The organism is Mesorhizobium sp. M0598 (assembly GCF_040320865.1).
Lineage (GTDB): Bacteria > Pseudomonadota > Alphaproteobacteria > Rhizobiales > Rhizobiaceae > Mesorhizobium.
In genome coordinates this window covers 221,863-246,575 of record NZ_JAMYQL010000004.1, presented here as the reverse complement: position 1 = coordinate 246,575, position 24,713 = coordinate 221,863, and the positions used below count along the sequence as shown (strand labels likewise).

Annotated in this window: 26 protein-coding genes; 3 read left to right on the top strand and 23 right to left on the bottom strand. The window is 63.2% G+C overall.

Annotated elements, in window-relative coordinates; translation table 11 throughout:
- Positions 1 to 106: 106 nt before the first annotated feature.
- Positions 107 to 349 carry a hypothetical protein gene (locus tag NKI59_RS08015; RefSeq protein WP_352703602.1) on the top strand — a complete coding sequence of 81 codons (243 nt, stop codon included), beginning with the start codon at positions 107 to 109 and terminating at the stop codon, positions 347 to 349.
- Positions 350 to 409: 60 nt separating this feature from the next.
- On the opposite strand, the gene trmB is transcribed toward NKI59_RS08015, so the two are convergent.
- The 18 genes from trmB to NKI59_RS07925 all read right to left on the bottom strand — a co-directional run bounded on the left by trmB (position 410) and on the right by NKI59_RS07925 (position 17,806).
- A complete protein-coding gene (gene trmB, locus NKI59_RS08010) occupies positions 410 to 1,111 on the bottom strand; it encodes a tRNA (guanine(46)-N(7))-methyltransferase TrmB (RefSeq protein ID WP_352614602.1) in 702 nt (233 codons plus the stop codon).
- 11 nt (positions 1,112 to 1,122) lie between these two features.
- Entirely contained in the window at positions 1,123 to 2,412 is a 1,290-nt protein-coding gene (metK, locus tag NKI59_RS08005) for a methionine adenosyltransferase (protein WP_023676896.1), read from the bottom strand.
- Between the two features lie 359 nt (positions 2,413 to 2,771).
- Positions 2,772 to 3,191: a helix-turn-helix domain-containing protein gene (locus tag NKI59_RS08000; protein ID WP_023676895.1), complete on the bottom strand. Its 420-nt coding sequence runs from the start codon at positions 3,189 to 3,191 to the stop codon at positions 2,772 to 2,774.
- Between the two features lie 137 nt (positions 3,192 to 3,328).
- Positions 3,329 to 4,915, bottom strand: coding sequence for an apolipoprotein N-acyltransferase (gene lnt, locus NKI59_RS07995; RefSeq protein ID WP_352703434.1), 1,587 nt, complete (start codon positions 4,913 to 4,915; stop codon positions 3,329 to 3,331).
- Positions 4,916 to 5,008: 93 nt separating this feature from the next.
- On the bottom strand, positions 5,009 to 5,479 hold the full coding sequence (locus tag NKI59_RS07990; RefSeq protein WP_352703431.1) for a VOC family protein: 471 nt from the start codon (positions 5,477 to 5,479) through the stop codon (positions 5,009 to 5,011).
- Positions 5,480 to 5,496: 17 nt separating this feature from the next.
- On the bottom strand, positions 5,497 to 6,570 hold the full coding sequence (locus NKI59_RS07985; RefSeq protein ID WP_352681248.1) for a hemolysin family protein: 1,074 nt from the start codon (positions 6,568 to 6,570) through the stop codon (positions 5,497 to 5,499).
- A gap of 28 nt (positions 6,571 to 6,598) precedes the next feature.
- Positions 6,599 to 7,096, bottom strand: a complete 498-nt coding sequence (gene ybeY / locus NKI59_RS07980; RefSeq protein ID WP_023676892.1) for an rRNA maturation RNase YbeY — start codon at positions 7,094 to 7,096, stop codon at positions 6,599 to 6,601.
- 17 nt (positions 7,097 to 7,113) lie between these two features.
- Positions 7,114 to 8,163 carry a PhoH family protein gene (locus NKI59_RS07975; protein WP_352703429.1) on the bottom strand — a complete coding sequence of 350 codons (1,050 nt, stop codon included), beginning with the start codon at positions 8,161 to 8,163 and terminating at the stop codon, positions 7,114 to 7,116.
- A gap of 26 nt (positions 8,164 to 8,189) precedes the next feature.
- Positions 8,190 to 9,599 (bottom strand): tRNA (N6-isopentenyl adenosine(37)-C2)-methylthiotransferase MiaB, encoded by a 1,410-nt coding sequence (gene miaB / locus NKI59_RS07970; RefSeq protein WP_352703427.1) that lies wholly within the window; start codon positions 9,597 to 9,599, stop codon positions 8,190 to 8,192.
- Between the two features lie 63 nt (positions 9,600 to 9,662).
- Entirely contained in the window at positions 9,663 to 10,463 is an 801-nt protein-coding gene (olsA, locus tag NKI59_RS07965) for a lyso-ornithine lipid O-acyltransferase (RefSeq protein ID WP_352703425.1), read from the bottom strand.
- Between the two features lie 22 nt (positions 10,464 to 10,485).
- On the bottom strand, positions 10,486 to 10,980 hold the full coding sequence (rimI, locus tag NKI59_RS07960) for a ribosomal protein S18-alanine N-acetyltransferase (protein ID WP_352703423.1): 495 nt from the start codon (positions 10,978 to 10,980) through the stop codon (positions 10,486 to 10,488).
- A complete protein-coding gene (gene tsaB, locus NKI59_RS07955) occupies positions 10,980 to 11,732 on the bottom strand; it encodes a tRNA (adenosine(37)-N6)-threonylcarbamoyltransferase complex dimerization subunit type 1 TsaB (protein WP_352703422.1) in 753 nt (250 codons plus the stop codon). The genes rimI and tsaB overlap by 1 nt, the downstream gene beginning before the upstream one ends.
- Positions 11,733 to 11,892: 160 nt before the next feature.
- A complete protein-coding gene (locus NKI59_RS07950) occupies positions 11,893 to 12,999 on the bottom strand; it encodes a DUF1513 domain-containing protein (RefSeq protein ID WP_352703419.1) in 1,107 nt (368 codons plus the stop codon).
- 2 nt (positions 13,000 to 13,001) lie between these two features.
- Positions 13,002 to 14,075 (bottom strand): imelysin family protein, encoded by a 1,074-nt coding sequence (locus tag NKI59_RS07945; protein ID WP_352703417.1) that lies wholly within the window; start codon positions 14,073 to 14,075, stop codon positions 13,002 to 13,004.
- Positions 14,075 to 15,682, bottom strand: a complete 1,608-nt coding sequence (locus NKI59_RS07940) for a di-heme oxidoreductase family protein (protein WP_352703414.1) — start codon at positions 15,680 to 15,682, stop codon at positions 14,075 to 14,077. Before NKI59_RS07940 ends, NKI59_RS07945 begins: the two co-directional genes overlap by 1 nt.
- 12 nt (positions 15,683 to 15,694) lie before the next feature.
- A complete protein-coding gene (gene bfr, locus NKI59_RS07935; protein WP_023676883.1) occupies positions 15,695 to 16,180 on the bottom strand; it encodes a bacterioferritin in 486 nt (161 codons plus the stop codon).
- Complete coding sequence (locus NKI59_RS07930) at positions 16,146 to 16,457, bottom strand: (2Fe-2S)-binding protein (RefSeq protein ID WP_023676882.1); 312 nt, start codon at positions 16,455 to 16,457, stop codon at positions 16,146 to 16,148. The genes bfr and NKI59_RS07930 overlap by 35 nt, the downstream gene beginning before the upstream one ends.
- 56 nt (positions 16,458 to 16,513) lie before the next feature.
- The gene (locus NKI59_RS07925; RefSeq protein WP_502897061.1) at positions 16,514 to 17,806 is read right to left on the bottom strand and encodes an imelysin family protein; all 1,293 of its coding nucleotides are present in this window, start codon (positions 17,804 to 17,806) and stop codon (positions 16,514 to 16,516) included.
- A 423-nt stretch (positions 17,807 to 18,229) separates the two neighbouring features.
- Between NKI59_RS07925 and NKI59_RS07920 the strand changes: the two genes are divergently transcribed.
- Both NKI59_RS07920 and NKI59_RS07915 read left to right on the top strand, forming a co-directional pair.
- Complete coding sequence (locus tag NKI59_RS07920) at positions 18,230 to 19,483, top strand: NAD(P)/FAD-dependent oxidoreductase (RefSeq protein WP_352703412.1); 1,254 nt, start codon at positions 18,230 to 18,232, stop codon at positions 19,481 to 19,483.
- A 117-nt stretch (positions 19,484 to 19,600) separates the two neighbouring features.
- Positions 19,601 to 20,203, top strand: a complete 603-nt coding sequence (locus NKI59_RS07915) for a sulfotransferase family protein (RefSeq protein ID WP_352703410.1) — start codon at positions 19,601 to 19,603, stop codon at positions 20,201 to 20,203.
- A gap of 63 nt (positions 20,204 to 20,266) precedes the next feature.
- On the opposite strand, the gene NKI59_RS07910 is transcribed toward NKI59_RS07915, so the two are convergent.
- The 5 genes from NKI59_RS07910 to nikC form a co-directional block, all read right to left on the bottom strand.
- The gene (locus NKI59_RS07910; protein WP_352703408.1) at positions 20,267 to 21,544 is read right to left on the bottom strand and encodes a 4-aminobutyrate--2-oxoglutarate transaminase; all 1,278 of its coding nucleotides are present in this window, start codon (positions 21,542 to 21,544) and stop codon (positions 20,267 to 20,269) included.
- A gap of 286 nt (positions 21,545 to 21,830) precedes the next feature.
- Entirely contained in the window at positions 21,831 to 22,145 is a 315-nt protein-coding gene (locus NKI59_RS07905) for a hypothetical protein (protein ID WP_352448586.1), read from the bottom strand.
- 44 nt (positions 22,146 to 22,189) lie between these two features.
- Positions 22,190 to 22,939 carry an ABC transporter ATP-binding protein gene (locus NKI59_RS07900; RefSeq protein WP_352542927.1) on the bottom strand — a complete coding sequence of 250 codons (750 nt, stop codon included), beginning with the start codon at positions 22,937 to 22,939 and terminating at the stop codon, positions 22,190 to 22,192.
- On the bottom strand, positions 22,936 to 23,769 hold the full coding sequence (locus NKI59_RS07895) for an ABC transporter ATP-binding protein (RefSeq protein ID WP_023676876.1): 834 nt from the start codon (positions 23,767 to 23,769) through the stop codon (positions 22,936 to 22,938). Before NKI59_RS07895 ends, NKI59_RS07900 begins: the two co-directional genes overlap by 4 nt.
- Before the next feature lie 10 nt (positions 23,770 to 23,779).
- Entirely contained in the window at positions 23,780 to 24,700 is a 921-nt protein-coding gene (gene nikC, locus NKI59_RS07890; protein WP_352703405.1) for a nickel transporter permease, read from the bottom strand.
- Between the last annotated feature and the right edge of the window lie 13 nt (positions 24,701 to 24,713).

Here is a 24,713-nt window from a genome sequence, read left to right as displayed (position 1 = left end):
GATATAGACGATCGTGGTCCTCGTTTCAAGCCCGTCCTGCATGACGGCAAGGCTCCGGGTCCGCAGCGCTGCGCCAAATGCATGGCGCCCATGCAGTGATCCCCCTTTGAGCACCGGCCACGCACGACTATCTATGTTGCATTGCACAATTGGAGCGCTCACTGCGCTCGAAAGGGTTACCATCATGAACAATCGTGGATTTTTTTCAGCCATAGGCGATGTCTTTAGCGTGTTCGGCAGCGCCGTAGCCGCGTCGCGGGCTGTGGAAAGCGGTCGCAAGCCGCGTGCGCATGATCTGCGCAATCTCGGCATGGAGCCGGCAGCCTTCGACAAGATCCGTCGCTTCTGAGCCAAGTGAGCGCCGAGAGCCCTCGGCCCGCTCGCCTTGTGCTCAGCTCTAATTTCCCGCTTATTTCCGCACGAAGGTGAGATAGGCGGGCCGTCGGCCTTCGCGAATGGCCTTGGCCTCATAGCGCGTCCCCGGCCAGCCATCATAGGGCCGGTGCCAGTCGGCTGCTTCGCTTGCCTGCCACGTGAAGGCGTCGTGCGCCCGGCAATGCAGGAGCGTCCAGTTCACATAGCTGTCGATATCGGACGCAAAGTGGAACTTTCCGCCGTGCTTCAGGACGCGCGCGAAGCGGTCGAGATTGACCGGGCTGACGAAGCGCCGCTTCCAGTGCTTCTTCTTCGGCCACGGATCCGGATAGAGAAGGTCAATGCCGTCAAGCGAAGCCTGCGGCAGCCAGTCCAGCAGACGTGTGGCGTCGTCGTCATAGACGCGCAGATTGGCAAGCGGCCGCTCCCGGACCGCCATCATCATCTTGGCCATGCCGTTGACGAAAGGCTCGACGCCGATAAAGCCGGTCGCCTGGCTGGCCGTAGCACGGTGCAGAAGATGTTCGCCGCCGCCAAAACCGATTTCGAGCTGGACAGCCGAAACTTCGGCTTCGAAAAGGCTGCGCAAGTCGGCCGGCGGTTCAACCGTCAGATCGAGCCTGTAGGCGGCGAAGCCGCTCTCCAGCGCCGCTGCCTGTTGTGGTCGAATGGTCTTGCCGCGCCGGCGACCGAAAAAGGCCTCGGTCGCACGGCTTGGCCGGTCCTTCGGATCCATAGGCGCCGCGGTTAGGCGGCGACTGCTTCGGCGACCGGTTCGGCGAGAGCGTCCTTGAGCGCCTTGGCGAGATCGGTCTTCTCCCAGGAGAAGGATCCGTCGCGGCCGGCCTTGCGGCCAAAATGGCCGTAGGACGACGTCTTGGCATAGATCGGCTTGTTGAGATCGAGGTGGCGGCGGATGCCGGAAGGCGACAGGTCCATCACGGCGCGCAGTGCACGCTCGAGTTTTGCCTCGTCGACCTTGCCGGTGCCGTGCAGGTCGACGTAGATCGACAGCGGCTGGGCGACACCGATCGCATAGGAAAGCTGGATGGTGCAGCGATCGGCGAGCTTTGCGGCAACCACGTTCTTGGCGAGATAACGCGCCGCATAGGCCGCCGAGCGGTCGACCTTGGTGGTATCCTTGCCAGAAAAAGCGCCGCCGCCATGAGGCGCAGCCCCACCATAAGTGTCGACGATGATCTTGCGGCCGGTCAGGCCGGCGTCGCCATCAGGCCCGCCGATGACGAACTTGCCGGTCGGATTGATGTACCAGTTGCAATTGTCGGCAATCTTCAGGTCGCCCAGTGCTTCGCGAATATAGGGCTCGACGACGTTGCGCACCTTCTTCGAATCCCACGTCTCATCGAGATGCTGGGTCGACAGCACGATCTGCGTCACTTCCGCCGCTTTGCCGTCGACATAGCGGACGGTGACCTGGCTCTTGGCATCCGGCCCGAGCCTGCCGGCATCACCGCTGCCTTCATGGCGCGCAGCCGCCAGCAATTCGAGGATCTTGTGGCTGTAATAGATCGGCGCCGGCATCAGGTCCGGGGTTTCGCGGCAGGCATAGCCAAACATGATGCCCTGGTCGCCGGCTCCCTCCTCGCCTTGCCGGTCGGAGGCGTTGTCGACGCCTTGGCCGATATCCGGCGACTGGCCGTGCAGCAGGACCTCGATCTTGGCTGTCTTCCAGTGGAAGCCGGCCTGCTCGTAGCCGATTTCGCGGATCGCCTTGCGAGCGACCGACTTGAACTTGGCCGGGTTGACAATCGGATGGCCGGCCGCATCCTTCAGGACGTTGCCCTCCTTATCCTTCTTGAGCAGCGTCTCGGGGACGCGCACCTCGCCGGCGATGACAACGCGATTGGTCGTCGCAAGCGTCTCGCAGGCAACGCGGACCTTCCACGGGTCCATGCCGGTCTTTCTGGCTTCGCGATAGACGAGATCGACAATCTCGTCGGAGATGCGGTCGCAGACCTTGTCGGGATGGCCCTCGGCAACGGATTCCGAGGTGAAGAAGTAATTGTGCCGCGTCACGGGTGTCCCCTCTTGAAAAAAATATCGGCAGGCCGCCGATTTTGGCGCGCCAGTTGTTAACGGTGCCGGGCGTCGCTCGTCAAGCCATGCAGCCGTTCTGGCATGAATTTTGACGTTATTATCTTTGCATCCCGAGACGGCGGGTTATTATCTTTGCATCCCGAGACGGCGGCAGGGCGCACTGCGATCAGCCCTTGCACCAACAGACTGAGGAAAACGGCTTCGAGGAAGCGTGTCGAGCGAAATCGATCTGCGCTTTAGCGCATCTGCGGAATGAACATCCCTCAATGCGCGCAGCCGCGAGAAATTGCATGCCCGGCTACGACGACCCCTTCCTTGTTGAACTCTTCACGGGCCAGTCAATCGACTTCGTCGGTGGAAAGCGACTTCACCAGCTCGATGATCTTGCGGCGCACTTTCACGTCGGCGATCTTGACGAAGGCGCGATTCAGCTGGAGGCCTTCCGGGCTGCCGCAGAATTCGACGGCGGAGGTCATCGAAGCATCCTCGGCAAATCCACGGTTGCCCACGGGCTCCTGACCGGGCGCATCCTCGAAAAAGAAGGCGACGGGGACGCCGAGTATGGAGGCGATTGCCTGCAAACGGCTGGCGCCGACGCGATTGGTGCCCTTTTCGTACTTTTGGATCTGCTGGAACGTTATGCCGAGGTTTTCACCCAGTTTTTCCTGGCTCATTCCCAGCATATTGCGGCGAAGCCGGATGCGGCTTCCGACGTGGATGTCGATCGGATTCGGCTTTTTCTTGTTTTCTTCTGTCATTTTTTCCTCGCCGAATTTTTCCGGCTTTTTCTATTTTGCTGCCCAAACGACGCCGCGGCCCGTGCCCCAACAGAACAACCTTATCGACTTCGAAAATTTTCAGGCGCTTACAGTATGAGTTTCTAATGTGTCGGCTGTCAATTCGCCCGTAGCCTTTGCCTTACGTTCAAAATGCATGCCGCAACGGCAAGCAAAAACATGATCAGCATTCCGTTAATGCGTCGTTGGCCGGAGGAAACGATGGCTTGGTTGGAGATCGGCACACGCACATCGATCGCGCCGCGTGCATCGATTGCCAGCGCGTCGACGATGCGACCGCGCGGGTCGACAACGGCCGAAATGCCGTTATTAGCCGCGCGCAACAGGGGCACCCCGTTCTCCACCGCCCGGATCTGCGCCTGCCTGAAGTGCTGGTACGGCCCCGGCGTGTCGCCGAACCAGGCGTCATTGGTGACGTTCACAATAAGCTCGGCTGACGTTGCGTCAACTGCGACCAGATCGGGAAAGATGACCTCATAGCAAATAAACGGCAGCGCCCGGATACCGCCGGGCAGCGCGATCGGATGCCGCTCATTGCCCGCCGCGAAGGTCATTGGACCGGCAACAAGCTGCTCAAGCCCGAAGCGGCCGAGCAGATCGGCGAAAGGCAGGTATTCGCCGAAGGGTACCAGGTGGACCTTGTCGACGGCATCGACGATTTCGCCCCTTTCGTCGATCGCCACCACAGAGTTGTAGTAACGGCTGCCGGCCGCCGAGCCGCCTTCCTCGCGAACGACGCCGGCGACCAGCATCTGGCCATCGCCAAGCATCTCTCCGATCGCAGGCAGGGCATCCGGACGTTCGGTGAACAGAAACGGCACGGACGTCTCCGGCCACAGGATCAATTGCGGCCGGTAATGGCCGGGTTCCGGCGTCTTGGCCGAAAGCCCCATCATGGTGGCGAAGATACGGTCACGCACCGAAGTATCCCATTTTTCCGTAAGGTCGACGGCAGGCTGCACGATACGGACGTCAAGGCTGCGGGGGGCCGGTTCTTCGGGGGCGGCGAACCGGATATAGCCGAAGCCGGCATGGGCGGCGACGAGAACGACAAGCAATGCCGCGCCGAGGCGGAGATGCCGGCGCGCCGCAAGCAGCGCCGGCAGCGCAAAGACGAAGACCGCAAGCGCGTCCATGCCGACCATGCCGGTCACCGATACGCTCTGCATCAGCAAAGGCACCGGCATCGCCGCATAGCCGACGGCATTCCACGGAAAGCCGGTGAACAGGAAGCCGCGCAGCCATTCCGCCAGCGCAAAGCCGAAGGCGAGCGCGGCGATGCGGCCGATGTCGTTGCTCCACAACAGCCGGGCGACCGCGGCGGCGAAACCATAGAAGAAGGCGAGCGCGAGGGGGATGCCGACCACCGCGAACGGCAAGGCCCAGGCGAAGCTGTCGGCCTCGACCAGAAGCGCCGAGCCGACCCACCAGAGACCGGCAAGAAAGTAGCCGAACCCGAACCACCAGCCGATGGCGAAAGCCGGCAGCAAGCGTCGCAGAAAACCGTCCGAGGCTTCGCCGGTCGCGCCGTCGAGGAGCCACACCAGCAGGGGAAACGAAACGAAACAGACGGCGAAGAAATCGTACGGCGCCTGGGCAAGAACCGCCAGCGCCCCGGCAAGAAACGCAACCAGCGCGCGCCGCCAGCCCCAAAGCAGAATTATCCGGCCGGCCTGGCGCTCCATCTATGCTTCCGAGTCGTGCGAATCAGGAAGCAAGATTTATCAGGCCGCGGCCTTGGCTCCAAACCGGATAAGAGCGAACAAGTCCGCTCATAGCTATCGATGCCAGCCTTCGATCTTCAGTCCGCCCAGCCGCTCAGCCTCTTCGCGTGGGATGGAGCGGACAGTCTGGGAAAAGGTCCAGATATGGCCTTCAGGATCGCGCGCCCTGTACTGCCGTTCACCGTAGAGCTGGTCGGCAGGCCCCTCGACGATCTCGGCTCCCGCCGCCCTTGCACGATCGCAGTGGGCATCTATCCCGTCCTTGAGACGTACATAGACCGACTGCGTGTTCTTGCCTGCAACTGAAGCCGGGCTGGCTATATGGTCGGCCCATTCGGAATCGACGATGATATAGCCGTCGCCGAACCGCATCTCGGAATGGACGAGCCTGCCATTAGCATCGCTGACCACCATGCTCGGCTCGAAGCCGAAAGCCTTTTCAAGCCATGTCAATGCGGCCCGCGGATTCTGGTAGAAGACACCCGAGCCCAAGGTTGAGTGCTTGAACGGGTCCTCAACCGGCATCGGGCAAGCCGCGTCCTTCAAGCCTGCTCGGTGCGGACGGCGCGGCGGCGGCGCTCGCCCTTCAGTGTCTCGACGATGCGCACGCGCTTGACGCGGCGCGGATCGGCGTCGAGCACATGGAACTCGAAGCCGGGTATGGCCTGCACCACTTCGCCGCGCGCCGGCACCCGGCCAAGCGTGTTGAAGATCATGCCGCCGATCGTGTCGACATATTCGCCGTGCTCGCCGGCGGCGAAATCCTCGCCGATCATCTTGGCGACATCGTCGATCTCGGCCTTGCCGTCGACGATGAAGACGCCTTCACCGGCCTGGGTGATCATCGGCTCGTCTTCGTCGTGCTCGTCCTCGATGTCGCCGACCACCATCTCGACGATGTCCTCGAGCGAGACGAGACCGTCAGTACCGCCATATTCGTCGATGACCAAAGCCATCTGGGTCCGCGTCGTCTGCATCCGCCCCATCAGGTCGGAGGCGAGCATCGAGGGCGGCACGAACAGCACCGGTCGGATCAGGTTGAGATCGCCGATGGTGCGCGCCAGATCGACCTGGGCGAGATCGAGAACAGCCGCGACCGGGGTTTTCCTGGTCGTCCTGCCCTTTCTGACGCGGGCGACCTTGGTGATGTGCGCCAGCACGTCGCGGATATGGACCATGCCGCGCGGATCGTCGAGCGTCTCCGAATAGACCGGCATGCGGGAATGGCCGGACTGCTCGAACAACCCCAGAAGGTCGCCGAGCTTCGTGGTGATCTCGACCGCCTCGATATCGGCGCGCGGCACCATGACGTCCTCGACCCGCACTTCGCGCAGGCGCAGGATGTTGTTGAGCATGGCGCGTTCGCCGGGCGAGAAGGATTCTGCATCGCTCGCCGTTTCGGCAAGCGCACCGGCAATCTCCTCGCGCAGGCTGGTGCCGTTCCGGTGCCTGAAAAGCCCGAGCACGCGATCGAACAGGGAAGGACCGGCAGGCGATGCCTCGCTGGCGAAGCTGCCGGTCGTGGTACTCGGACTCGAGCCCTCTTCCGTCGTTTCGGAAGGCTTGATCACACTGCCGGCGTCGGAGCGGGCGGCAGTCTCTGGTTTGTCGTTCATCATCGTCCGGTCAATTGGTCTTTTGTAATTACGTGTAGGGATCGGGAATGGCAAGCCTCGCAAGTGCTGCGCGCTCTGTCGCTTCCATCAGCTCCGCTTCGGCATCCGTTTCGTGATCATAGCCCAGCAAATGCAGCAGGCCATGGATGACGAGATGGGAGATATGGTCCTCGATGGGCTTGTCTTCCAGTGCCGCCTCGCGCGCGACAGTCTCGGCGGCCAAAACGATGTCGCCGAGCATCGGCGGCAGAGGCCCGCCCCTGGCAAACGGAAAAGCCGGAAAAGACAGGACGTTGGTCGGCTTGTCCTTGCCGCGCCAGCCGGCATTGAGCGTACGGATATGGGCATCGTCGGAAAAGACTATGCTGAGCTCGGAACGGCCGTCCGCACCGGTTTCGGCAAAGCCGGCCGAGACGGCGTGGTCGACCAGCCGCGTCAGCGTCGTCTCGTCGGGCCAGTCGCCCGCCTCGATCGCGATATCGATCTCGACGGGAAGCGGCCCCCCCGCCTTTTGCTCCTCAGCCATGCGGCCGCATAATCATATCAGCTTTCGACACCCAGGCCCCTGGCCAGCTTGCCGTCGCGGTCATAGGCCTTGACGATCTCGGCGACCAGCGGATGCCTGACGACGTCGCCTTCGTTGAAGCGGACCGTCACCATGCCGGTGACGCCGTCGAGGATTCTCAGCGCCTCGACCAGGCCGGACTTGGTGTTTGGCGGCAGATCGATCTGGGTCGGATCGCCGGTGACGATCATGCGCGAGCTCTCGCCGAGCCGGGTCAGGAACATCTTCATCTGCATCGGCGTGGTGTTCTGCGCCTCGTCGAGTATGACGGCAGCGTGCGCCAGCGTACGGCCGCGCATGAACGCCAGCGGCGCGATCTCGATGACCTCGGCGGCAATCGCCCGCTCGACCTTGTCGGCCGGCATCATGTCGTAGAGCGCGTCATAGAGCGGCCGCAGATAGGGATCGACCTTCTCCTTCATGTCACCCGGCAGAAAGCCAAGCCGTTCGCCGGCCTCGACCGCGGGGCGCGACAGCACGATGCGTTCGACCATGCCGCGTTCGAGCAGCATTGCCGCATGCGCCACCGCCAGATAGGTCTTTCCGGTGCCGGCCGGGCCGATGCCGAAGACGAGTTCCGACCGCTCCAGCGCGCGCATATAGGCGTCTTGGTTCAGCGAGCGGGCATAGATCGTCTTCTTGCGCGTCGATATCTGGGCGGCGGACACCTTGCCCTTGCGCTCCAGCGTCGGCAGCGTCAGCTGGTCGTCGCTGGCGATCGCCATGCGCACGGCGCCGTCGACATCGGACTGGCCGATATCGGTGCCTTTCTGCAGAATGCCGTAAAGATTGTCCAAGGCGCGGCGCGCCTGCTCGGCGGCCGAGGAAGAGCCCTTGATCGTCAATTGATTGCCGCGCGAGCGGATATCGACGCCGAGCTTCTGCTCGAGCCTGGCCAGATTCTCGTCGAACTGGCCGTAAAGGGCGCTGGCAAGCTTGTTATTGTCGAAAGTCAGTACGATGTGCGCGATATCCGAGGCCCCCGAGGGTAGGTTCTGGGGCAGGTTCTTCACTTCAGCAGCGCTCAACCGTCTCTCCTCATCTGCCGAGACCTTCAGGCCAATTCGGCGAACAGGCTGTTGTAGCCCGTCTTCGTGATTCGTACCTGGATAATGTCACCGATTTCGCCGGCCTTTTCATCAACAATAACCGGCTGCAGCCAGGGCGAGCGGCCAACCTTCTGGCCGGCCTGGCGGCCCGGCTTTTCGATCAGCGTGTCGATGGTCCTGCCGATCAGGCTGGTGCCGAAATCCTGCTGCTGTTTCAGCAGCAGCGCCTGCAGCCGCTGCAGGCGCTCGTCCTTGACGGCCTCCGGCACGTGATCGCTCATCTCGGCGCCCGGCGTGCCGGGGCGCGGCGAATATTTGAACGAAAAGGCCGAGGCATAGTTGACGTCTTCGACCAACTGCATCGTCGCCTCGAAATCGGCTTCCGTCTCGCCGGGAAAGCCGACGATAAAGTCGCCCGACAGTGCAATATCGCTCCGTGCGGCACGGATGCGGTCGATCAACGTCAGATAGTCCTTGGCCATATGCCTGCGGTTCATCGCCTTGAGTATGCGGTCGGAGCCGGACTGCACCGGTAAATGTAGATAGGGCATCAGCGTCGGCAAATCACGATGGGCGGCGATCAATTCATCCTCCATGTCGCGCGGATGACTGGTTGTGTAGCGCAGCCGCGCCAGGCCTGGAATCTCGGCCAGCCTGAACAGCAGCCGGCCAAGGCCCCATTCCTCGCCGTTTTCGCCTCTTCCATGCCAGGCATTGACGTTCTGGCCGAGCAGCGTCAGCTCGCGCACGCCGGCATCCGCCAGGCGCTCGGCCTCGGCGACGATCTGTGCCACCGGCCGCGAGACTTCCGAGCCGCGCGTATAGGGCACGACACAGAAGGTGCAGAACTTGTCGCAGCCTTCCTGAACGGTCAAGAACGCCGTCACGCCGCGCCTGATCAGTTCGGCGCGCTTCGGCTGCGGCAGATACTCGAACTTGTCCTCGACGGCATAGTCGGTCTCGACGATCTTCTCGCCGCCACGCGCCCTCGCCAGCACACCGGGCAGCCGGTGGTAGGTCTGCGGGCCGATGACCAGGTCGACGGCCGGCGAGCGGCGGATGATCTCGGCACCCTCGGCCTGCGCCACGCAGCCGGCGACGCCGACCAGCATTTCGCGCCCGGCCTTTGCACGCTCGGCCTTCAACTCACGGATGCGCCCAAGTTCGGAATAGACCTTTTCCGCCGCTTTCTCGCGGATGTGGCAGGTGTTGAGCAGCACCAGATCGGCCTCGCCGATGGCGTCTGTCGCGGCATAGCCGTCGGCCGCCAGCGCATCGGTCATGCGCTGCGAATCGTAAACGTTCATCTGGCAGCCATAGGTCTTGACGAAGACCTTTCTGGTCGCGGCAGCCGGAACGACCAGGTTTTCGGCGGCAGCGCCGATGTCGTCGCGTTCTGTCGTGTTCAATTCCATTTCGCGGCTTCTAGCGCCTTTCCCCAACAAAAAACAGACGAATCTGGCCGGGACCTGCGCAGCCTACCGGCTCGGACGCGGTTCGGCGAGCGCCGCCTGCACCATCTCGCGCACCTGGCGTTCCATCTGCTTTGCTGTCTCCTTGCGGCTGGAGCTCTTGGAGAAAGCAATCGCTTCGCCAAAATGCACCTCGACGTCGAGGGCGCCCTCGGCCATCAGCACCTTGAGGTGCGGCATCAGCTCCTCGTCGCCGATCCAGGCGGCAACCGGCCGATGCCGGCGGCCGAGCGGCACGCCATGCAGGCGCGTATAGACGATCGCCACCGGCTGGATGAAGACCTGTTCGGCCGCCCCTTCCGCAATCGCCATTGTGGCGGCGCCGAACAGCGTGCTCTTGAACGGCAGGATCATGTTGCCGTCGCCGGTCGAGCCTTCGGCAAACAGCACCATGGCGTCGCCCTTGGTCATGCGGCCGGCGATCTCGCTCGCCTGGTCGCCCGACGAACGCTTGCGCTCACGTTCGATGAATACCGTGCGCTGCAGCTTCGACAGCATGCCGATCAACGGCCAGCCGGCCATGTCGGCCCTGGCGATGAACGTCACGTCGACCATCGACCCCAGCACCATGATGTCGGTCCAAGAGATGTGGTTGGCAGCAATCAGCAATGGGCGCTGGCCGGACAGCGCTCCCTTGACATGGATGCGCAGCCCCACCGTCCTGACAATCATCCTGTGCCAGATTTTCAGGATGAAGGTCTCGCGCCAGAGCCCGGTCCGCATCGACAGTATCTGCAGCGGCACAAGCACCAATGAGCCGACGACAACCAGCCCCAGCGCCAGGAAAATCCTGATTTTTCCGATCATCCGCACCACCCCCGGCGTTTGGCTAACGAAGATCGCGGCGCATGACAAGCGCACCGGTCGGGCCGTGCTCCGGCGACTTGTAATAGTTGGCACGCTTGCCGACCTCGCGGAAGCCGAGCCGCCGGTAGAGCGCGATCGCGGCTACATTGGTCTCGTCGACCTCGAGGAAAAGTGCCTCGGCGCGCTGTGCGTGCAGTTCGCGCAGCACCGCATCCATCAATTGCCAGCCGAGCCCCCGGCGCCGATGCGAGCGTGCCACCGCGACCGTCAGGATCTCGCCCTCGCCGGCCGCGAGCCGCGCCAGCACGAAGCCGACCGGCGGCTTGGCGCCCTGTCCGGTCTCGCGCGCGGCATAGCCGAACACCGTGTCCTGCTCGAGCAGTGCGGCGAATTCGTCGTCGGTCCACGGCCGCGCGAAATCCTCGCGATGCAGCACCGACATGGCCGCGCTATCGGCAACCGTCAACGGCTCGAGCGCATAGTCCCTGCGGCGCGACTGGAGGAAGGGAATGCGCATCAGGACTTGTTTCCGTTTGGACCATGATCTTTTCCCAAAACCGGTTTCCACTTTTTGGGATCATGGTCTTGCCTCGATAGAATAAAGCCTCCCTGAGGCTTTGCGTCGGCGCCGCGCAGATAGAGCGGTTTCGGCTTTTCGCCCTCGCCCTTTTTACCGGCACGTTGGGCGGCGGCCAGCCGGGCATAGACGGTGATGTCGGCGGTGGCCGCTGTCGCGCCGACGTCGAAGGCGCGCCCGGCCGAGGCGGCAATTTGCGTTGCCGCCGTACCGGCCAGAACCGCGGAGCTGTCAACCGCGATGGCGGCGGCTTGCGAGAGCGTGGTCACCGAGGGACCGTAAATCAAAGCGGATGCTTCATCGTAGAGTGCCGCATGGATTTCCTCGCGCCCTGCATCGAGCGCGGCGAGCGCGGCGCGGCCGGGAAACGTCGCTCTTGCTTGCGCCGCCAATGCTTCAAGAGTCGTCACGCCGATCGCCGGTATTTTCAGCGCCAGCGCAAGGCCGCGCGCCGCCGAGACGCCGACGCGCAGACCGGTGAAGGAGCCCGGACCGGTGGAAACGGCAATGGCGCCGAGGCTGGCATAATCGGTTCCAGCCGCCTTCAACGCTCCCTCGATCACGGCCATCAAATGTTCCGCATGGCCCTTGCCAAGATCGATCACCGAACGGCCGAGTTCCTTCCCAGCCGCCGCGTCGTAGACGCAGGCGGCGCAGAGATTGGCGGCACAGTCGATGGCAAGCAACTTCATGAAGCGGCCGGTTGAGACAGTTTCGAAAACAGCTTCCCTCTGCCCGCCAGGGCTCATCACCGCAAGGGCATAATGGATAAATCGTCAGGCGACTTTGCTTCGGCTCAGGTTCAAGACGGTAAGTTTCGACGAACGTAACCGCCACAAATCGGTGCCAGGACTAGCCGATCTGCTCGATACGCAGCACGTGATTATCCCAGACATAGTCCGGCTCGGAACGCGTCGCGCCACCGGCTTCGATGATTTCGCCGGCACCCGTCGTCGCCATGAAGCCTTTCCCATCGGGCGCCACGCCACAGACCTCGACCAGAGCCTTGGTAGCGACGACGCGGCCGCTGGCCGCGTCGATCACGGCAAGCGAATTCCCCTCAGGCGAAGACACGGCGATGGTGCCGGCGGCAGGATTGGCGGCGACCGAGCCGATATAGTTCCTGAAGCCGGAGAGCACATCCTGCGACATATCGAGCAATTGCAAGTCCTTGCCGCGCGGCGCGCGGCCAACCAGCGGGGGACGGTCGGTGCCCGGCCCCCTGTACTGGCAGCCGAACCAGACGGTGCCGGACCGGTCGGCATCCATATGGCGGATCGACAATTGGTGCAGCGCCGGCGGCAATTCGTGCTTTTCGGTGAGATCGCCTGTGAGACGGTCGACCAGCACGTAGGATGGCCGCATCGTGGCAATGTTGAGCTCGGCGCGGCCATAATCCGGATGCGTCTCGATGCCGCCATTAGCCACAGCGATCGTCCTGCCGTCGGAAAGCAGCAAAAGCTCGTGCGGGCCTGTGCCGTAGGTCGGAAACTCGCCGATGCGCTTGAATTTCGCATGCGCGTCATAGACGCCGACGACGCCGGCGGCATTGTCGAAATCGTTCTCGGTTGCGTAGAGCAGCGTGCCATCGGCCGAGAACACGCCATGGCCGAAGAAATGCCGGCCGGCAACGCTGGCAATGGTCTGCGGTTCATTGCGGCCGGTATGGTCGAAGACGACAGCAAAGGTGCCCGGCTGCCTGGCAAACACCACCGAACGCTTGGACACCGGGTCGAAGGTAACGTCATGGCCCCGATCGGGCAGATCGATCGTGTGCAACAACTTGCCCGCCTCGGACAGGACGGCCGCGCCATAGCTGCCGTCGCGCTTGACGAAAGCGGTGGCGAAGACCGCGTCGGCGTCGAGTGTCTTTGCCCAGGCCGACGGCGCCATCGCCGCTACGAAACCAGCGCCTGCGGCCCTCAGGAAATCGCGCCGATCGATCAGCGGCGTCCTCATGATCAGTCGCCATCCAATGACGAGAACCCGGCGGTCAGGCCGAATTCGGCGGTCAGCCTGGTGCCGATCAGGGTCGTCAGGCTGGATGTCACCAGCGAGAAATAATCGAGCTTCTGGCGCAGCGCCGGATCGGCAAGTGCCTTGTCGATCGGTCCCCTGATCGCCTTGGCCGCCTCGATCCCGTTGGTGAGCTGGATGTGGACCGATTCTGCCATCCAGCGCGCATCGGGCGGCAGCGCGTCGCCAAGCTGCGAGGCCTGGAACAGCGTGTCCATGCCCGCCAGATTCCCGGTCAGCGAGCGGGCGGTGTTTTGCGAGCGCCAATAGATCGCCTGTTTCGGTTTGTCGGCCTCCGGCTTGGCGCCCAGGAAGCCTTTCAGGCGTACGTCGCGGACCATTTCCAGCTCGTTGATGAAGACGCCGACCAGTTCGGTCACCGCTTCGGTGCCGTCGTGATAGAGCGCGTTCTGCGGACCCGGATTGGCCCAGAGCGCGGCAAAGCCGTCGGGCTTATTCCAGGCATCGCTGACTTGGCCGGCAATCGTCTCGACATTGCCGGCAATGGCCGCACCGTAGGCGCAGCGATAGGCGTCGTCCCTGCCGACCAATTGACCGGCTCCGTCGCCGTAGAGGACGAATTCCAGTGCGCCGAGCCCTTGCATGGCGACGCTCTTTGTAGCCAGCTGGGCCGGATCGGCGGCTGTCGGATCCTTGCCGGCAAGTGCCGCCTGCACCTGCTTCAGGCCGATGCTCTTGCGGTCCGGCCAAAACAGCATGCGCTCAAGCCGGTTGTTTTCGGCGATCGGCCCGAAACGGATGATTTCCACCACCGACCAGGCATCCACGACACCGGCGAACTCGGCGCGTGCCGCATCGAGATTGTCTTGCGAGGGCGCCTGGCAAAGCGCGTGCATTGCCCCTGTCAAGCTGTCCGCATGGTCATGCAGCCTGGCATAGGCCGGGCGGACGAAGCTGTCGATCGCCCGCTGGATCACATCCGAAGCCTTCACCGCCGCGGATGCCGGCAGCGCACCGGCGAGGACCAGCATCAGAGCGAATGCAAGACGCTTCCGCATCAGAGCGACTCCAGAAACTTGATCAGCGCGGCGCGGTCGGCCGCATCGGCAGCGGCAAAGCGGTCACGCGCCTTCTGGCCCTCGCCGCCATGCCACAGAATCGCCTCGGCCAGGCTTCGTGCGCGCCCGTCATGCAGGAAGAAGGTGTTGCCGCTGACGGTCTGGGTGAGCCCGATGCCCCACAGTGGCGGCGTGCGCCATTCGCTTCCCGTGGCCTCGCCCACCGCCTGTCCGTCGGCAAGGCTGGGTCCCATGTCGTGCAGCAGGAAATCGGAATAAGGCCAGATCAGCTGGAAGGCCTGCGCCTTGTTCGGGGTTCCGCGACGGGTGACGAATTTCGGCGTATGGCAGGAGATGCAGCCCATATCGTAGAACAGTTTTTTGCCGGCGAGCACGTCCGGTCTGTCGAGATCGCGCCGGGCCGGCACGGCAAGGTTTTGCGAATAGAAGGTCACGAGGTCCATGACCGGCGGCGGCGCTTCGACCGGACCGAGGCGCTCCTGTACACCGTTAGGTAGGGCAAGGCAGGTCTTTTCCGCGGCGCTGCAATCGCCCCAGTGCTTCGGCACCTCAGGCGTCGAAATGCCGATATCGCCGGCAAAAGCGTCCGCCGATTGCTGGCGGATCGATGCCGCCTGCGCCTTCCAGCCGAAACGGCCGAGCGTCAGTTCACCGCTGCTGGCGTCGCGTATTATGTTTGGCCTGCCGGAAATCCCGTCACCATCGCGGTCGGCCGCATCGGCACGCGTAAGGATGTCGGCAGGAGCGATCTGCTCGACCAGGCCAAGGCCGATCATCGGCGGCGTCATGCGCGGCGACAGCGTGGTGTGTGGATCGAGCGCCCCGTAGGCGAGACCGTCGACCGAATAGCTCGGCTTGCGCAGCGACACCGTGCTGCCGTCCGCCAATTTCACCTTCTCGTCCTGATAGTCGACATGCATCCTGCCTTCGCCCTGCAGGCCGGGAACGGCCAATTCCTGCAGCTGCGTGCCATAGACCGGGTCGGGAAAGTTGAGCACCTTGTGATCGGCGAGCGCGGCTTTCTCCTCCTCGGTACTGGCTTCCCTTGCCAGGCGCAGGAACATCGAGGTGGTGCCGCTGTCGCCTTGGGGCGGATGGCCGCGGCCGTCCTTCAGATGACAGTTCTGGCAGGCGCGCTCGTTGAACAACGGACCGAGCCCATCCGAGGCTTGTGTCGAGGATGGCGAGGACACCCAGTTCTTGCGGAAAATGGCGTTGCCGAGCTTGAAGGTACCCTCTTCCTCGAAGCTGATGTTGGCAGAGGATTGCGAGAAGGCGTCCTTGTTGAAGTCCTTCTTCGAGGTGCCGGCGCCGCCCTGCATCAGCTCGAATTGCTCGGGCTTGGAGAAATCGCTGGTCGGCCTGGTGATGGCGATGACGCGCGCCAGATCCTTCGGCGTCAGATCCGTGCGGCTGGTGGCAAGCCCCGCCGGTTGCGGCGCCCCGGCCAGCGCCGAGGCTGTGAGCGTCGCCACCACGGCAAGAAAGGCGCCGCGAAGGATACCGTATCGCGGCTTCTTCTGAGGCGGCAGGCCACAATGCTCGGCCGGCCGCAAGCGGCGCATGAAATCTAGGGGGCGCCACATTCCGGCATGTCCTTATTCCGCCTCGTCGGCCGACGCTGCGTTGAGTTGGCCGTACTTTTCTTCGCCGATCGAGGCGAGCAGGTCGAGTTGCGTCTCGAGGAAGTCGATGTGACCTTCCTCGTCAGCCAGCAATTCCTCGAACAGCTTCATCGTCACGTAGTCGCCTGCTTCGTTACAAACCTCGCGCGAACGCTTGTAGGCGGTGCGCGCGTCATATTCGCCGGCAAGATCGGATTCGAGCACTTCCTTGACATTCTGCCCGATGCGCAGCGGCGCCACGGACTGCAGGTTCGGATGGCCCTCGAGGAAGATGATGCGCGCCACGAGCCGGTCGGCATGGTGCATTTCCTCGATCGATTCAGCGCGTTCCTTCTTCGCTAGCTTGGCGTATCCCCAGTCTTCCAGCAGCCGGAAATGCACCCAGTATTGATTGACCGCCCCAAGTTCCAGAAACAGAGCCTCGTTAAGCCGCTCTATGATCTGCTGTTCGCCTTTCATGGGTTCTGCTCCCGTATTGAACGCGTAGGCCTCTGACGCGATCCAGGTGTGAAACGATGTCCACGCCACTCGCCGCCGAGCGGGCATGGTAATTTTCGGTGACCCGAATGATCGTTTCGACCACATTTGGGAAGCAGCCGCAACAGCGACCGCGCTTGTGCATGGCGTGATAGACCTTCGCCGGCACGATCAGCTGCCAGGGGTCCTCATCCAGCAGTCCGACGATCGTCTGCTCTATCTCCTTTTCGGTGATGATGTTGCAATGGCAGATCAGCATTTGTCGCTCTGGCTAACGGCGCTTCGTTGCGTCGCGTGGCTGGTGGTTTCGATAGTCTATTGGAACACCTTGTCCGGTGAATCGAGGCTGTCCGAGCCCTCGAAGGCTATCGCATTGAGCTTCAGGGTACCGACGGCGCGTTCGATCGACTTGGTCTGATCGACCAGCGCGTCGATCGCCGCCTGCACAGTGGCATTGCCTTCCGTGTTGCCTTCTCCGATCTGCTGGTCATAGGCCTCGCCGGCAAGCGCCCGCGCCTTGATGGCCTCCATCTTGGCGACGGTGACGTCCAGTTTGTCCGACAATTCCTTGTCAACCGCCGGGTCGGCCGCCTTGACCATGTCGGCCACCGACGGCCCCTCGACGACAGTGCCGTCGAGCCGCTTGTAGCTGCCGTGATAGGCGGCACGGATGCCGATCGCATCGTAAAGATGGGAGTTGTAGGTATTGTCGGAGAAGCAATCGTGCTCCTCTTCCGGGTCGTGCAACAAGAGGCCGAGCTTCATCCGCTCTCCGGCGAGCTCGCCATAGGACAGCGAGCCCATACCGGTGAAGATGGTCGAAATGGCGGCGTTCAGCTCGCCATCGACAAGGTTCTTGCGGGCGGCGCCGCCTTCCTTCCAGTCGTCGACCATATCCTTTAGATCGGAAACCAGAAGGTCGCTCGCCGATTTCAGATACTGTCCGCGACGGTCGCAATTGCCGCCGGTGCAATTGGCGAGGTCGTAGTCGGTGTAGGGCCGTTCGCCGACGCCCATACCGGTGCCGTGCAGGTCCTGACCCCAAAGCAGGAATTCGATGGCGTGATAGCCGGTCGCCACATTGGCCTCGATACCGCCGGCCTCCTGCAGGGTGCCGGAGAGGAACTCCGGCGTCAGGTCGGTGGCGTCGACCTTCTTGCCGTTGATCTCGATCGACTTGTTGGCGATCACATTGGCGGTGTAGAGCGCGTTGGCGTCCGACTCGGTGCCGTAGCTCTTGGCGACATAGTCGATCAAGCCTTCGTCGAGCGGCCAGGAGTTCACCTTGCCTTCCCAGTCGTCGACGATGGCATTACCGAAGCGATAGACCTCGGTCTGCTGATAGGGAACGCGCGATGCCTTCCAGGCCTCGCGGGCGGCGTTCAGCGTTTCGGCAGATGGCTTGGCGAGCAGCGCATCGACAGCCTTGTCGAGCGCCTCGGCCGTGATCAGCGAATCCTCGTATTTGGCGAGCGCAATGTCGGAATAGGTCTTGATGACCGCCTTGGCATCGGTTTGCGCCTTGGCCGGCAGCACGAACACGGCCGCCGTCAGCATCGCGGTGGCGCCGATCGCCGCAAGCCTGCCGCCATACCGCGCCGTGATCATCGTTCTCATGATTGTCTCTCCTCGGGAATCAATGAAATGCCGGCGCCGCGGCGGGCAGTTGCCAGCGGGCAAAGAAGGGTCGCGCCATCGCGCGGTTCGCGGAAGAAAGACACCGAAATGCCTCCAATCGAAAGGGTTCAAGGCCCAGACATCAAAGGGATGCGCTGACGCGCGAGCTTCCATAAAACGGCGAAGACGCCGGATGTCAACTGGTGGCATAGAAAAAATTCAATTGAAACAACAGTTTAGAATTATTCTAAACTAGAACTGTCAACTTTAACACCGACGTATGAGGAATGCCGGCGCATGACGCAGTTGACAGGCGGCCGTTCCGGGTGCGACCCGGATCGGCGCTCTTGCGGCGGCGCCGGACAATCGCCACCTGGCGAGACGTCCTAGATTTGGATGAGGAATCGGGCTGTTATGAAGAACGGGGTCGTCATTGTCGGTGCGGGTCATGCGGGCGTGCAAGCGGCCGCCAGCCTGCGCGAAGAAGGCTATGACGGCCCGGTGATCCTGGTCGGCGACGAAAACGAATTGCCCTACCACAAGCCGCCGCTGTCGAAGACCTTCATCAAGGATCAGCAAGCAAAGCCGCAGCCGTTGCGCGGCGAGGCTTTTTATACCGGCAGCGCCATCGACTTCCGGCCAGGCATCCGGGTCGAGCGGATCGATGCAGGCGGCCGCAGGCTGGAGATATCGGGCGGCGGTGTGTTGCCGTTCGGCCGGCTTGTCCTCGCCACCGGCGCGCGGCCGCGCCTGCTGCCGCTGCCGGGTTCGGAGCTTTCCGGCGTTGTGTCGCTGCGCTCGCTCGGCGATGCCCGCCTGATCCGCGAATTGAGCGCGCAAAGCGAGGAGGTCGTCATCCTCGGCGGCGGTTTCATCGGCCTGGAGATTGCCGCGACACTCACCGCGGCAGGCCGCAAGGTTACGGTGGTCGAGGCGGTGGACCGGCTGCTCGGCCGCGCCGTGGCACCGGTCATCGCCGGCCATGTTCGCCAGCGGCTGGAGGCCACCGGTGTGCGCATCCTTACCGGCACCACCATCGAACGGCTGGAGGACGAGAACGGCCGTGTTTCGGCTGCAATCACCTCATCCGGCGAAAGATTGCCGGCGCAGATGGTCGTCATCGGTATCGGCGTCGTGCCGAATGTCGAATTGGCCGAAGCCGCCGGCATTGCCATCGCCAACGGCATCCGCGTCGACCAGCAGATGCGCACGTCGGTGCCGGAAATCCTCGCCGTCGGCGACGCGGCGTCTTACCGGCACTGGTTCACCGGCGGCGACGTGCGGCTGGAATCGGTGCAGAACGCCACTGACCAGGCGCGGCTGGCCGCACGCACCATCGCCGGCCACACCGACAATTACTCGGCGGTGCCGTGGTTCTGGTCCGATATCGGCGACATGAAGCTGCAGATGGTCGGCCTGATTTCGGGCGGCGACAGCCATGTCGTGCTGGGCGACGTGGCCGAGAACAAATTCTCCATCTACCACTATGCCGGAAGCCGGCTGCTCGGCATCGAATCGGTCAACCGGCCCGGCGACCACATGCTTGGCCGCAAGATGCTCGGCGCCGGCTTTTCGCCGTCGCCGCAGATTGTCGCGACCGGGCCGGATGGACTGAAGGCGGCGCTCGCCGCCTTCCAGGAAGGAGAGCCTGTCCGCGCTGCGGGATAAGATCAAACCCAATCACCCTGAATGACCGAGTTCGACCGGGAGCTGACCTGCAAAACATATAGCGAAGTAAAGGAAACACCGGTATTTTGACCAATTGAAATTCGTCGGGGGGTGCTCATGGCTCTATATGTCATTGGCGCAGGCATGGGTCGCACTGGCACATATTCACTGAAGCTCGCGTTGGAGCATCTTGGGTTCGGGCCGTGTCATCACATGGCAGATGTCCACGCCAATCCCGAGCAGAAGGCGCTGTGGCGCGCCGCCGGTCAGGGACAACTCCCGACCTGGGATGCGGCATATGCCGGCTATCTTTCCGCGGTCGATTGGCCAACGGCGCATTTTTGGCGCGAAGTGAGTGACCACTACCCTCATGCAAAGGTTATCCTGACAGTTCGTGACCCGGAAGCCTGGTATGACAGCATGGCGCAAACAATAGGGCTCACGATGGATGCTGCTACCAATGATCCACAGTCCTTTGGTGTGGCGGTGGTTGGAAACACTGTCTTTGGCGGTCGATTTGATAACCGTGATCACGCAATCGCTGTCTATGAAGCACATAACGCTTCCGTGAAATCAACGCTGCCACCTGAACGCCTTCTTACTTATCAGGCCTCCGAAGGGTGGGAGCCGCTTTGTGCCTTTCTCGGTGTACAGTTGCCTTCCGAACCGTTTCCACGCACCAATTCGACTGCCGAATTTCGTGCTCGCCTAGGGCGTTGAACGGCGGCTTGCCACCTATCTCGGCCTTCGCCGCAGTTGAATCCTAGGCGATATCCTCGCCGCTCAGGCGGCGCGGGCCTCGCGGATCGAACTTTCCAGGATGTCGAGCGCCTCGTTCATGACTCCGTCCTGGATGGTGATCGGCGCGAGGAAGCGGATGACGTTGCCGTAGACGCCGCAGGTCAGCAGGATCAGGCCCTTGTCGAGCGCCTTCAGCCGGACCGCATTGGCGAGTTCCGGCGACGGCAGCCCCTTCGTCACATCGTTGAACTCGACCGCGTTCATGAAGCCGGGGCCTCTGATATCAACGATTTCCGGGACTTCGTCGCGGATCGCTTGCAGGCGCTGCTTCAGCCGGTTGCCCAGCGTGTTGGCCCGGTCGCAGAGCTTCTCCTCGTCGATGACGTCGAGCACGGCATGCGCCGCGGCGACGCCGATCGGGCTGCCGCCGTAGGTGCCGCCGAGTCCGCCGGGGTTCGGCGCATCCATGACCTCGGCACGCCCGGTGACCGCCGCCAACGGGAAGCCGCCGGCCAGGCTCTTGGCCATGGTGGTGATGTCGGCCGCCACCTCGTGGTGGTCCATGGCAAACATCTTGCCGGTGCGGGCAAAGCCGGTCTGCACCTCGTCGGCGATCAGCAGCATGCCGTGCTGATCGCAGATCTTGCGCAATGCGGTCATGAAATCGCGCGGCGCCTCGTAGAAGCCGCCCTCGCCCTGCACCGGCTCGACGATGATCGCGGCGACGCGGGCCGGATCGACATCGGCCTTGAACAGCCGGTCGAGCGCAGCCAGCGAATCGGCGACCGACACGCCGTGCAGCGCAACCGGGAACGGCGCATGGAAGACATCCGCTGGCATGGCGCCGAAGCCGACCTTATAGGGCACGACCTTGCCGGTCAGCGCCATGCCCATGAAGGTGCGACCGTGAAAGCCGCCGGAAAAAGCGATGACCGCGGGCCGGCCGGTGGCGTTGCGCGCGATCTTGATCGCGTTCTCGACCGCCTCGGCGCCGGTGGTGACAAAAATCGTCTTCTTGTCGAGCTTGCCGGGCAGCATGCCATTCAGCCGTTCGGCCAGCCTGATATAGCTCTCATAGGGCACGACCTGATAGCAGGTGTGGGTGAAGCGGTCGAGCTGCGCCTTGACCGCTTCGATCACCCTGGGGTGACGGTGGCCGGTGTTGACGACGGCGATGCCGGACGAGAAATCGATGTAGCGGCGGCCTTCCACATCCCAGATCTCCGAGTTTTCGGCGCGATCGGCATAGATCTGAGTGGTCATGCCGATGCCGCGCGAAATCGACTGGCTCTTGCGTTCGGAAATGGCTGAATTTGTCATCGTATCCCTCACCGGGCCGGCGCCCGCTCTCGTTTGATGGCTGTTGAGACTCTTCTGGGCTTATTTCAGGTTTTCCTCAAGTTGGCACTGGCGGCGGGTGATTGGGCCTGCGGTCCGGCAGCTACGCGATGATGGCCGGCACTATCGCCGGCGCAGCGATCATGCTGCTGTTCCTGCCGGCGCGCTATTCGGCGTGGTTCAGGTCAAGGAGCCGAAAGGCTGGAAAGAGCTACCCGTTTTGGAGACCGGCGAACCGGTGCAAGGTCCGACTTAAGGCTTTGCCGGATCATTCGTTATCGTTGGAGGGTACAGGGCGCGACCTGGCGCGCTGCCACGGCGACGATTTTGACTCGCGCCAAGCATGCCAGCCTTCCGGCAAGTCGGCCAACGCAAGGATACTTTCATCCCGCTGCACAACGTTTTGCAAGCTGACAATCATTATGTCGCCTTCGTCAACAGGTCCAATTTCGCTGTTGTGGAATTGCCAACTGCCGTCGTCATCGTCATGCGAGACGTGTGCAATCCAGTCGCCGCGGGTAATTATGACCCGATCCAAAAACACCGCGACATTGGGCGGGTCTGGGAACGTCCATTGCTGCATGGGAATCTCCCGAAGACAGTTGGTCCTGCGCACCGTGAGAAGGTTCAAGCGGTTCTCACAAACCCCTCGCTGGCCCTCAGCAAATTGCGCGTATAATCCTTGGTGACACGGCGTTCGACAAGATCGTCCGCGGTCAGATTCTCCATCGCCTCGCCGTTCTGCATCACCATCAGCCGTTCGCACATGTGGGTGATGATGGCTAGGTCGTGGCTGACCATCAGGAAGGTCAGCTTGCGGCGGCGCCTGATCTCTTCCAGCAGGTTCAGCACCTCCGCCTGCACCGAAGCGTCGAGCGCCGAGGTCGGCTCGTCGAGCAGCAGGATCGACGGTTCCAGAATCAGGGCGCGGGCGATCGCCACGCGCTGGCGCTGACCGCCGGACAATTGATGCGAATAGCGAAAACGGAACCCGGTGCCGAGGCCGACCTCGTCGAGTGCCCGCTGGATGCGCTTTTCGCCGTCGGCGAAGCCGTGAATGGCGAGCGGCTCCTGCAGCAGGCGGTCGACGGTCTGGCGCGGGTGCAGCGAACCGTACGGGTCCTGGAAGACCATCTGCACCTCGCGGTAGAACGCCTTGTCGCGACGCGCGCCTAGCGTTTTGCCGTTGACCGCGATGGTGCCTGATGCGGCCGGCGCCAGGCCGGCGATTGCCCTTAGCAACGTCGACTTGCCGGAGCCGGACTCGCCGACCAGGCCGAAGGATTCACCGGATTCGACCTCGAGGCTCACGCCTTTCAACGCGCGGAAGCGGTCGAAGACCACCTCCAGCCTGTCGACGGAAAGGGCTGCCGTCATGCTGCCCACTCCGGCTTGCGGTCGAGCACCGGCAGCGGGTGACGGTCGGCGCCGATCTTGGGCATGCAGTTGAGCAGGCCGCGCGTATAGGGATGCTGGGCGCGGCCGAGCTCCGAGGCTTTGAGCTGTTCGACCACCTTGCCGGCATACATGACGATGACACGATCACAGAAGGACGAGACCAGGCGCAGATCGTGCGAGATGAAGATCAGCCCCATGCCGCGCTCGCTGACCAGCCGGTCGAGGATGCCGAGCACGTCGAGCTGGACAGTGACGTCGAGTGCCGAGGTCGGCTCGTCGGCGATCATCATTTCCGGCCCGGCGATCAGCATCATGGCGATCATGGCGCGCTGGCCCATGCCGCCGGAAACCTCGTGCGGATGCAGGTCGAAGACACGGGCCGGATCGCGGATCTGCACAGCCTCCAGCATGGCCAGCGCGCGGTCGCGGGCTTCGGCCTTGGAGACCTTCTCATGCGTGCGCAGCGTCTCGACGATCTGGCGGCCGATGCTCATCACCGGGTCGAGCGAATATTTCGGATCCTGCAGGATCATGGCGATACGCTTGCCGCGCAGCGCGCGGCGCTCGCGCGGCGAGGCGGCCAGCAGGTCGATGCCGTCAAAAGCGAGCGTCTTCGCGGTCACCTCGGCCTGCGGCGGGGTGACGCCCATGATGGCGCGGCCGGTCTGCGACTTGCCCGAACCGCTCTCGCCAACAATGCCGAGCCGCTCGCGGCCGAGCGAGAAGGAGACGCCGCGCACCGCCTCGATCAGGCCGGTGCGCGTCGGGAAGGTAACGCGCAGGTCGTTGACTTCGAGAAGCGTGCTCATTGGTCGCCACTCATTGGTCGCCACTTCGGGGATCGAGCGCGTCGCGCAGTCCGTCGCCGAGCAGGTTGAAGCCGAGGCTGACGATGAGGATGGCAAAGCCCGGAGCACCCGCCACCCACCACTGGTCGAGCACGAAGCGGCGGCCCGACGCGATCATCGCGCCCCATTCGGGCAGCGGCGGCTGCGCGCCGAGGCCGAGGAAGCCGAGGCCGGCCGCGGTCAGGATGATTCCGGCCATGTCGAGCGTCACCCTGATGATCAGCGAGGAGATGCAGAGCGGCATGATGTGGCGAAGCACGATGCGAAACGGCGAGGCGCCCATCAATTGCACCGCCTTGATATAATCGGAATTGCGCACCGTCAGCGTTTCTGCGCGGGCAATGCGGGCATAGGGCGGCCACGAGGTGATGGCGATGGCAAGCACGGCGTTTTCGATGCCGGGGCCGAGCGCCGCGACAAAGGCCAGCGCCAGGATCAGCTTCGGAAAGGCGAGAAAGATGTCGGTGATGCGCATCAGGATCACATCGGTCCAGCCGCCGGCATAGCCGGCGACGGTGCCGACCAGCAAGCCGATGGGCGCGGCGATAATGGCAACCAGAACGACGACGTAGAGTGTCCAGCGCGAGCCGAAGATGATGCGCGAATAGATATCGCGGCCGAGATCGTCGGTGCCGAACCAGTGCGCCGCACTCGGCGCCAGGAGCCGCGAGCCCTTGAGGTCGCCGAATGTCGGCGAATAGGGCGCCAGCACATCGGCGAATGCCGCGACCACCAGTAAGGCGACGATGATGAGCAGGCCGGCAAACGCCAGCCGGTTGGCGGAAAAGCGCCGCCACGCCACATAGGCGCGGCCGAGCCTCGCCTGCACGCGCGACGCCGGCCGCTCGCTGAGCAGCCAGTCGCGGCGGGTTTGAATCGCTTCCGTGCTCATCCTGCCTTGGTCC

Excerpts from the sequence above, each read along its gene's own strand:
- trmB (WP_352614602.1), bottom strand. The coding sequence starts at position 1,111 with ATGGATCCGAAGGACCGGCCAAGCCGTGCGACCGAGGCCTTTTTCGGT.
- NKI59_RS08000 (WP_023676895.1), bottom strand. The coding sequence starts at position 3,191 with ATGACAGAAGAAAACAAGAAAAAGCCGAATCCGATCGACATCCACGTC.
- lnt (WP_352703434.1), bottom strand. The coding sequence starts at position 4,915 with ATGGAGCGCCAGGCCGGCCGGATAATTCTGCTTTGGGGCTGGCGGCGC.
- NKI59_RS07990 (WP_352703431.1), bottom strand. The coding sequence starts at position 5,479 with ATGCCGGTTGAGGACCCGTTCAAGCACTCAACCTTGGGCTCGGGTGTC.
- NKI59_RS07985 (WP_352681248.1), bottom strand. The coding sequence starts at position 6,570 with ATGAACGACAAACCAGAGACTGCCGCCCGCTCCGACGCCGGCAGTGTG.
- ybeY (WP_023676892.1), bottom strand. The coding sequence starts at position 7,096 with ATGGCTGAGGAGCAAAAGGCGGGGGGGCCGCTTCCCGTCGAGATCGAT.
- miaB (WP_352703427.1), bottom strand. The coding sequence starts at position 9,599 with ATGGAATTGAACACGACAGAACGCGACGACATCGGCGCTGCCGCCGAA.
- olsA (WP_352703425.1), bottom strand. The coding sequence starts at position 10,463 with ATGATCGGAAAAATCAGGATTTTCCTGGCGCTGGGGCTGGTTGTCGTC.
- rimI (WP_352703423.1), bottom strand. The coding sequence starts at position 10,980 with ATGCGCATTCCCTTCCTCCAGTCGCGCCGCAGGGACTATGCGCTCGAG.
- tsaB (WP_352703422.1), bottom strand. The coding sequence starts at position 11,732 with ATGAAGTTGCTTGCCATCGACTGTGCCGCCAATCTCTGCGCCGCCTGC.
- NKI59_RS07950 (WP_352703419.1), bottom strand. The coding sequence starts at position 12,999 with ATGAGGACGCCGCTGATCGATCGGCGCGATTTCCTGAGGGCCGCAGGC.
- NKI59_RS07945 (WP_352703417.1), bottom strand. The coding sequence starts at position 14,075 with ATGCGGAAGCGTCTTGCATTCGCTCTGATGCTGGTCCTCGCCGGTGCG.
- NKI59_RS07940 (WP_352703414.1), bottom strand. The coding sequence starts at position 15,682 with ATGTGGCGCCCCCTAGATTTCATGCGCCGCTTGCGGCCGGCCGAGCAT.
- bfr (WP_023676883.1), bottom strand. The coding sequence starts at position 16,180 with ATGAAAGGCGAACAGCAGATCATAGAGCGGCTTAACGAGGCTCTGTTT.
- NKI59_RS07930 (WP_023676882.1), bottom strand. The coding sequence starts at position 16,457 with ATGCTGATCTGCCATTGCAACATCATCACCGAAAAGGAGATAGAGCAG.
- NKI59_RS07925 (WP_502897061.1), bottom strand. The coding sequence starts at position 17,806 with ATGATCACGGCGCGGTATGGCGGCAGGCTTGCGGCGATCGGCGCCACC.
- NKI59_RS07920 (WP_352703412.1), top strand. The coding sequence starts at position 18,230 with ATGAAGAACGGGGTCGTCATTGTCGGTGCGGGTCATGCGGGCGTGCAA.
- NKI59_RS07915 (WP_352703410.1), top strand. The coding sequence starts at position 19,601 with ATGGCTCTATATGTCATTGGCGCAGGCATGGGTCGCACTGGCACATAT.
- NKI59_RS07910 (WP_352703408.1), bottom strand. The coding sequence starts at position 21,544 with ATGACAAATTCAGCCATTTCCGAACGCAAGAGCCAGTCGATTTCGCGC.
- NKI59_RS07905 (WP_352448586.1), bottom strand. The coding sequence starts at position 22,145 with ATGCAGCAATGGACGTTCCCAGACCCGCCCAATGTCGCGGTGTTTTTG.
- NKI59_RS07900 (WP_352542927.1), bottom strand. The coding sequence starts at position 22,939 with ATGACGGCAGCCCTTTCCGTCGACAGGCTGGAGGTGGTCTTCGACCGC.
- NKI59_RS07895 (WP_023676876.1), bottom strand. The coding sequence starts at position 23,769 with ATGAGCACGCTTCTCGAAGTCAACGACCTGCGCGTTACCTTCCCGACG.
- nikC (WP_352703405.1), bottom strand. The coding sequence starts at position 24,700 with ATGAGCACGGAAGCGATTCAAACCCGCCGCGACTGGCTGCTCAGCGAG.